We start from the raw sequence: 6004 nt of genomic DNA, 5'->3' as shown, positions 1-6004 counted from the left end.
GAAGCTAAGCCTTTCAGCGCCGATGGTACTGCAGGGGGGACCCTGTGGGAGAGTAGGACGCCGCCGAACAATCATTGTGGGAAAGCCCCGCACCTTATGGTGCGGGGCTTTTCTGCGTTCTGGATCGGAAATGCGCGGCCCGTCAGGCCGGCGCTACCAGTTGGGTGTCGTAGGCCAGGATGACCGCCTGGACGCGGTCGCGGGCGCCCGTCTTCGCGAGGATGCGGCCGATGTGGGTCTTCACCGTGGACTCCGCGAGATGGAGACGCTCGGCGATCTCCGTGTTCGTCCAGCCCTGGCCGACGACCGTGAGGATCTCGCGCTCCCGTTCCGTGAGGGAGGAGAGACGCGGATCCTCCTGGGGCGGGGCCGCCGCCGCGGCGGACTGCGGCAGGTGGTGGATGTAGGCGTCCAGGAGACGGCGCGTCAGGGACGGGGCCACGACCGCGTCGCCGCTCGCGACCGCGCGGATGCCCGCGAGGAGCTCCTCCGGCTGGGCGTCCTTCACCAGGAAGCCGCTCGCGCCGGCGCGCAGGCCCTCGTACGCGTACTCGTCGAGGTCGAACGTCGTGACGATCAGGATCCGGGTGCGGGCGCCCGTCGTGACGATGCGGCGGGTGGCCTCGATGCCGTCGAGGCCGGGCATCCGGATGTCCATCAGGACGACGTCGGGGTGGTGGCGGTCGACCAGGCGGATCGCCTCGGTGCCGTTCGAGGCCTCGCCGACGACCGTCATGTCGTCCTGGCTCTCGAGGAGCATGCGGAAGCCGAAGCGCTGCATCGGCTGGTCGTCCGCGATGAGTACGGTCGTCACGAGGGGGAGTCCTCCAGGGGGAGTCGGAGACGGACCTGCCAGCCGCCGGCCGGCAGGGGGCCGCAGGCGAGTCGGCCATCGTAGAGGGCGGCGCGTTCGCGCATGCCCGTGAGGCCCTGGCCGGGAGCGGTAGCGAGGGCCGGGGTGTTCTGCGTGCCCGTGTCGGCCACCTCCACCAGGAGTTCCTTCGGGGCGTAGGCCAGCAGTACGGTCGCCGTTGCCGACGGGCCCGCGTGCTTGAGGGTGTTCGTCAGGGCTTCCTGGATCACCCGGTAGACCGTCAGCTGGGCACCTGGTGCGAGGGGTTGGACGGTCGGTTCGTCCTGGACGTCGAGTCGGACCGACAGGCCTGCCTTCCGTACGCCGGTGAGGAGGGTGTCCAGGTCGGCCAGGGTCGGCTGGGGGTCGCGGACCGCTTCCTGTTCGTCGTCGCGCAGGACGCCGAGGAGGCGGCGGAGGTCGTCGAGGGCCTGGCGGCTCGTCGTACCGATGGCGTCGAGGGCCTGGGCGGCGCGCTCGGGGTTCTTGGCCGCCGCGTACCGGCCGCCGTCCGCGAGACCGGTGATGACCGAGAGGTTGTGGCCGATGATGTCGTGCATCTCGCGGGCGATCCTGGTGCGTTCGGCGGCGGCGGCGAGCCTGACCTCCTGGTCGCGTTCGATCTCCAGGCGCCGGGCCCGGTCGACGAGTCCCGCGGTGTGGTCCCTGCGGGAGCGGACCACGATGCCGAGGAGGGCGACGAGCGCGTACGCCCACAGGGTGGGGACGACGCGCTGGTCCCAGGTCTCGCGGGGGAAGCGGACCGCGCCCGTCACGAGCGGCGGGAGGATCAGGGCGAAGGCCCAGAGGAGCGTGCGCGGCGGGCGGGTGAGCGCCAGGTGGAAGACCGGGATCATCTGGAGGTAGCCGGCCTGGAGGAAGGCTCCCGTGCCGTCGCCGACGAGTGTCGCGCAGGCCATCACGGCGAGGACGGCCAGGGGGCGTCGGCGGCGCCAGTAGAGCGGCAGGGTGAGGGCCAGGCTCGTGGCGAACACGAGCCAGACCGGGACGGACGGGTCGGGGGCGGTGTTCCGCCAGCCGCCGGACGCGTCCACGAGTGCCGCCCCCGTCCAGAAGAGCGTCACGGCGGCGTCCCACACCGCGGGGCGTCGCGCGTCGAAGGCCCGTGCCCGGGCCAGCAGGCGCTGGAGGTACCTGCTCAGGCCCGTCGCCTCGGCTGTCGTCTCCTGTGTGGTCACCCGGTCATCATCCCTATACGTCGCGGGACTTGAGCAGCAGGGCCGGGACGGCGAGTGTCGCGGCCGCCCACAGGAGCAGGGCGAGGAGTGCGGCGCCGGGCGAGGCGGCGCCGGGCATCGGGGTCGCGGAGCCGAGGGCCCCGGCCGCCTGGGTGGGGAAGTACCGGATGGCCGTGTCCATGGCCTCGTACGGGAGCATCCCGAGGATCTCGGGCACGATCAGGACCCCTCCGACGAACGCGCCGATCGCGCCTGGCACGGAGCGCAGGGCGGCGCCGAGGCCGAGGGCGATGAGGCCGAGGAGCGTGACGCCCGCGGCGTTGCCGGCGATCGCGGCGAGGACGCCGTCGTCGGTGAGGGAGGCGGCCTGGTCGGTGCCGGAGAGGAAGAACTGGGCGGTGAGGAAGGTGAGGAGAGCGGTGGCGAGGGTGAGCGCGTAGACGGTGACGGTGTAGACGGCGGCCTTCGCCCACAGGACGGGGAGGCGGCGCGGGACGGCGGTGAAGGAGGCGCGGGCCATGCCCGTCGCGTACTCGCCGGCGGTGACGAGGATGCCGAGGACGGCGAGGGCGATGCCGCCGAGCTGCGAGCCGTAGAGGGTGAGGACGACGGTGTCGACGTCGGAGTCGCCGCCGTCGGAGGTGTAGGTGGCGCCCATGAGGATGCCGACGCCGAGGACGAACGCGACGGCTGTGAGGGCGGTGATCCAGGTGGAGCGGACGGTCCGGAGCTTGTGCCATTCCGAGCGGAGGACGCGGGCGGGGGTCAGGTCGTAGGTCGTGGTCGTCATGCGGGGGCTCCCTGGTATTCGACGGAGTCGCGGGTGAGGTCCATGAACGCCTGCTCCAGCGAGGCGGCCTGCGGGGTGAGTTCGTGGAGGGGGAGGCCGTGGGCGGCGGCCGCGCGGCCGATCTCCGGGGCTTCCAGGCCGGTGACGACGAGGGTGTCGGGGGCCTCTGTGGTGACGCGTGCGCCGGGGAGGAGTTCGCGGAGGCGGGCCGCTTCCGGGGTGACGACCTTGACCGAGGCGCCGCCGGAGGTGCGGACGAGTTCGTCGACCGTGGTGTCGGCGAGGAGGCGGCCCTTGCCGATGACGATCAGGTGGTCGGCGGTGAGCGCCATCTCGCTCATGAGGTGCGAGGAGACGAGGACGGTGCGGCCTTCGCCGGCCAGGGACTTGAGGAGGGTGCGGATCCAGAGCACGCCCTCGGGGTCGAGGCCGTTGACGGGTTCGTCGAGGACGACGGTGGCCGGGTCGCCGAGGAGCGCGGCGGCGATGCCGAGGCGCTGGCCCATGCCGAGGGAGAAGCCTTTGACGCGCTTGCGGGCGACGTGGGTGAGGCCGGTGAGGGCGAGGACCCGGTCCACGCGCGTGTGGGGGATGCCGTGGGTGTGGGCGAGGGCCATGAGGTGGTGGTACGCGGAGCGGCCCGGGTGCAGCGAGCGGGCTTCGAGGAGGGCTCCGACCCGGGTGAGCGGGGCGCGGTGGGCGGCGTAGGGGAGGCCGTCGACGGTGGCGTGGCCGCGGGTCGGGGCGTCGAGGCCGAGGATCATGCGGAGAGTGGTGGACTTTCCGGCGCCGTTGGGGCCGAGGAAGCCGGTGACGGCGCCGGGGCGGACGGTGAAGCTGAGGTCCTGGACGACGGTGGTGTCCCCGTACCGCTTGGTGAGGTTCTCTGCTCGGATCATGTCTTCGACGGTAGGGAGACGGCCGGGGGCGTTCGTCCGACCGGGGGTGGGAGGTTCGGCGCGGGCGTAGTACCGGGGTACGACGGCGGGTGGGCATGGTCTCGGGGAAAAGTCCTTGTCAGGAGGGCGCGGGCGTCGTCAGGATCGTCGGCATGGACTATTCGATACGCACCATCCGCGCCGACGAGTGGGAGAAGACCCGCGAGATCCGGCTGACCGCCCTTCAGGACCCGGTCGCGCACCTCGCGTTCCTCGACACGTACGAGGCCGCCGTCGAGCGGCCCGACTCCTTCTGGCAGGAGCGGGCGGAGGGTGGCTCCGAGAGCGGCGCCGGGAACGCGCGGCAGTTCGTGGCCGAGGGCCCGGACGGCAGCTGGTCGGGCACGATCTCGCTGCTCGTGGAGCGGCCGGCGGACGAGGTGCGCTTCGGTGAGGCGGCGAAGGTCGTCCAGACGCACATAGTGGGTGTCTACGTGCGCCCCGAGGCGCGTGGGGCGGGTGTGATCGACGCGCTGTTCCGGGCGGGCGTGGAGTGGTCCTGGTCGCTGGCGGAGCCGGTCGAGCGGGTGCGGTTGTACGTCCACGAGGAGAACGCGCGAGCGGCCGCGTTCTACCGCCGGTTCGGGTTCGTGGCGACGGGGGACCGGGTGCCGGTACCGGGGCACGAGACGGCCATGGAGAACGAGTACGAGATCAGGCGCACCTCGGTCAGCGGCTGAGCGAGTCCTCGGGCCAGCGGGATCTGGCCTGTTCGGGGGAGCGCATCAGGGCCAGGGTCGGGAGGCCCTGGTCGTGGCCGGTGGCGAGGAGCTCCGGGAGGTGGGGGAGCGGGGCCACGGCGGCGACGTCGTCGAGGACGAGGGTCAGTGGTGGGTCGAGCCGACCGTCGGATGACCGTGCGGCCATGCGGCGGCCGTGCTCGACCACGCTTGCGGCGAGGGCCGTGAGGAGCGGCATCGCGCCGGGGTGGGTCCGCGGGTCCTCGATCGGTTCGCCCACCACGTAGAGGGTGCCCCCTTCGGCGACGAATGATGCGAGCGTCAGCGAATCCGTTCGATTCGGGACGCAGGCCTCCCTGATGTGGATCGAGGACAGGGCGGCGAGCGCACGGGCCGTCAGTTCCTGGGCGAGGCGGCGGCTTTCGGGGTGGGCGGTGAGCGCCGATTCGAGGAGGCCGGCGTGGCCGGACGCGGCCTTGGGGTGGCTGCGGAGGATACGTACGGGCTCGTGGGCGCCGGCGCCCTGGGCCCAGCGGTGGACCTGGCGGAAGGGGCGGCCGTCGACGGCGGCGGCGTGCAGCCAGCAGCGCAGGAGCGTTTCCGCGGTGTCGGCGGTGGCCGCGTCGAGGCGGGAGTGCGGGCGTACGGGGGCGAGCAGGGCGGCCGCCCGCTGCTGGGCGACGGCCGGGTCCTCGCAGTGCTCGGACGGGGACCAGTGGAGCCGGGCGGGGGTGTCGCAGAGGTGGCCGGGGTCGTGGACGAGGACCGGGCCGAGTTTGCCGCGGGCGTCCTTCGTCGACGACCAGACGGTGGGGTCGGAGGTGACGACCAGGACGGGGCCCTCGGCGTCCCTGATCGCCTGGACGGCGACGGGGTGGCGGGTCTCCGGGGGGCCGTAGACGAGGCGGGGGGCGGCGGTGCCCGCGGGGAGGGGAGCGTGCGGTGCCGGGGTGGTCGCCGGGACCGGGACCGCGGGGGGAGACGTCTCCGGTGCCTCCGCCGGCGCGGGCCGTCGGGGGGCCGGGGGAGCGGCCGTCCGTACGGGCTCCTCGTGTATGGGCTCCTCGGGCGCGGACTTCGGGGGCCGGGCCTTCCGTGCGGGCTTCTCGTATGCGGGCTCCCGGGTGTCCCGTACCGGCCCCGGGGTGTCCCGTACCGGCTCCCGGGTCGTCCCGTACGTACCCGCCTTCCTGTTCGCCCGCACCGCTCGCCAGCGGGCGATCGTGCCCAGGGCGAAGACCGCGAGGACGAACAGGATCATCGCCTCGCCGATCAGCAGGCCCCAGAACAGGCCGTACCCCGACAGCTGGCCCGGTGGTGTGGTCGGCCAGGCCGCCGGGAGGTCCGTCGGGGCCGTCGCCAGGGAGCGCAGGGCCGACGGGGTGCCCGTGTAGGCGACGCCCTGCGGCCAGGCGCCGTGGGAGAAGAGGCCGGCCAGACCGGTCGCCGTCCACACCAGGACCGTGAGGCAGAGGAGGAGGCCGAACAGGCTGAGCAGCAGCCCGTCGGAGATGCCTCCCCCTCCCTTTCGTGTCGTGTCCATG

6 protein-coding genes are annotated in these 6004 nt (G+C 73.1%); 1 reads left to right on the top strand and 5 read right to left on the bottom strand.

The window, feature by feature from the left end; all coding sequences use genetic code 11:
- Positions 1-142: 142 nt before the first annotated feature.
- From ACIBG6_RS38425 to ACIBG6_RS38410, 4 genes are read right to left on the bottom strand one after another with little or no spacing between them, the layout of a single operon-like run.
- A complete protein-coding gene (locus tag ACIBG6_RS38425) occupies positions 143-814 on the bottom strand; it encodes a response regulator (RefSeq protein ID WP_399227408.1) in 672 nt (223 codons plus the stop codon).
- On the bottom strand, positions 811-2052 hold the full coding sequence (locus tag ACIBG6_RS38420) for a sensor histidine kinase (protein ID WP_399227407.1): 1242 nt from the start codon (positions 2050-2052) through the stop codon (positions 811-813). Before ACIBG6_RS38420 ends, ACIBG6_RS38425 begins: the two co-directional genes overlap by 4 nt.
- A 13-nt stretch (positions 2053-2065) precedes the next feature.
- On the bottom strand, positions 2066-2842 hold the full coding sequence (locus tag ACIBG6_RS38415) for an ABC transporter permease (protein ID WP_399227406.1): 777 nt from the start codon (positions 2840-2842) through the stop codon (positions 2066-2068).
- Positions 2839-3741: an ABC transporter ATP-binding protein gene (locus tag ACIBG6_RS38410; RefSeq protein ID WP_399227405.1), complete on the bottom strand. Its 903-nt coding sequence runs from the start codon at positions 3739-3741 to the stop codon at positions 2839-2841. Before ACIBG6_RS38410 ends, ACIBG6_RS38415 begins: the two co-directional genes overlap by 4 nt.
- Positions 3742-3893: 152 nt before the next feature.
- Between ACIBG6_RS38410 and ACIBG6_RS38405 the strand changes: the two genes are divergently transcribed.
- Positions 3894-4460: a GNAT family N-acetyltransferase gene (locus ACIBG6_RS38405; RefSeq protein WP_399227404.1), complete on the top strand. Its 567-nt coding sequence runs from the start codon at positions 3894-3896 to the stop codon at positions 4458-4460.
- Here the strand turns inward: ACIBG6_RS38405 and ACIBG6_RS38400 are convergent.
- Positions 4450-6003: a type VI secretion protein gene (locus ACIBG6_RS38400; RefSeq protein ID WP_399227403.1), complete on the bottom strand. Its 1554-nt coding sequence runs from the start codon at positions 6001-6003 to the stop codon at positions 4450-4452. The two genes, ACIBG6_RS38405 and ACIBG6_RS38400, sit on opposite strands and share 11 nt — an antisense overlap.
- Position 6004: the final 1 nt, after the last annotated feature.

Source organism: Streptomyces sp. NPDC050842 (assembly GCF_044456565.1).
Classification (GTDB): Bacteria; Actinomycetota; Actinomycetes; order Streptomycetales; family Streptomycetaceae; genus Streptomyces.
This window is presented reverse-complemented; position numbering and strand designations above follow the sequence as displayed.